Here is a 1,002-nt window from a genome sequence, read left to right on the forward strand (position 1 = left end):
CCGTTCCCATGCCGAACACGGAAGTTAAGCACTTGAACGCCGAAAGTAGTTGGGGGCTTCCCCCTGTGAGGATAGGACGTTGCCAGGCATACTTTTTTAATAAAGTATTTGACAATTTTGACTGATTGATATAGTATTATAGAAGTCGTCAAGTTACCACGGTCCTGTGGTGTAGCGGTTAACATGCCTGCCTGTCACGCAGGAGATCGCGGGTTCGAATCCCGTCAGGACCGCCATTTTTATTTACCGAAACTTTTTAGTATGGCTTTGTAGCTCAGTCGGTAGAGCAGAGGACTGAAAATCCTCGTGTCGGCGGTTCGATTCCGTCCAAAGCCACCATTACACCTGCCGGTGTAGCTCAGCTGGTAGAGCAACTGACTTGTAATCAGTAGGTCGCGGGTTCGACTCCTGTTGCCGGCACCATCTTAATATGGCGGTTGTGGCGAAGTGGTTAACGCACCGGATTGTGATTCCGGCATTCGTGGGTTCAATTCCCATCAGTCGCCCCATTTTATTTTAACTTAATACTATTTGTGTCATTAGCTCAGTTGGTAGAGCATCTGACTTTTAATCAGAGGGTCGCAGGTTCGAATCCTGCATGACACACCATTTTTTTATGCGGGTGTGGCGGAATTGGTAGACGCGCTAGATTTAGGATCTAGTGTCTTTGACGTGGGGGTTCAAGTCCCTTCACCCGTACCATTATATGTATGCGGAAGTAGTTCAGTGGTAGAATACGACCTTGCCAAGGTCGGGGTCGCGGGTTCGAATCCCGTCTTCCGCTCCAATTTTTCATCTAAGAAACATCAAATAGCATAATTTGCGGTCGTGGCGGAATGGTAGACGCGCTAGGTTGAGGGCCTAGTGGTGGCAACACTGTGGAGGTTCAAGTCCTCTCGACCGCACTTATTATGCACCCTTAGCTCAGCTGGATAGAGTACTTGACTACGAATCAAGGGGTCGGGAGTTCGAATCTCTCAGGGTGCACTTTTCGGGAAGTAG

At 48.8% G+C, this 1,002-nt stretch carries 9 tRNA genes and 1 rRNA gene; all 10 read left to right on the forward strand.

Annotation, left to right across the window (positions count from 1 at the left end):
* A 5S ribosomal RNA gene (gene rrf / locus KNP91_RS15550) occupies positions 1-88 on the forward strand; the annotation flags it as partial.
* 72 nt (positions 89-160) lie between these two features.
* Positions 161-236 (forward strand) — tRNA-Asp (locus KNP91_RS15555).
* Between the two features lie 27 nt (positions 237-263).
* Positions 264-339, forward strand: a tRNA-Phe gene (locus KNP91_RS15560).
* An 8-nt stretch (positions 340-347) separates the two neighbouring features.
* A tRNA-Thr gene (locus KNP91_RS15565) sits at positions 348-423 on the forward strand.
* Positions 424-433: 10 nt separating this feature from the next.
* A tRNA-His gene (locus KNP91_RS15570) sits at positions 434-509 on the forward strand.
* Between the two features lie 24 nt (positions 510-533).
* Positions 534-609 (forward strand) — tRNA-Lys (locus tag KNP91_RS15575).
* Between the two features lie 9 nt (positions 610-618).
* Positions 619-702, forward strand: a tRNA-Leu gene (locus tag KNP91_RS15580).
* 10 nt (positions 703-712) lie between these two features.
* Positions 713-787: transfer RNA gene (locus KNP91_RS15585), tRNA-Gly, on the forward strand.
* 35 nt (positions 788-822) lie between these two features.
* A tRNA-Leu gene (locus KNP91_RS15590) sits at positions 823-905 on the forward strand.
* A gap of 8 nt (positions 906-913) precedes the next feature.
* Positions 914-987: transfer RNA gene (locus KNP91_RS15595), tRNA-Arg, on the forward strand.
* Positions 988-1,002 lie beyond the last annotated feature (15 nt).

This window comes from Exiguobacterium sp. s138 (genome assembly GCF_018618775.1).
Taxonomy (GTDB): domain Bacteria; phylum Bacillota; class Bacilli; order Exiguobacteriales; family Exiguobacteriaceae; genus Exiguobacterium_A; species Exiguobacterium_A artemiae.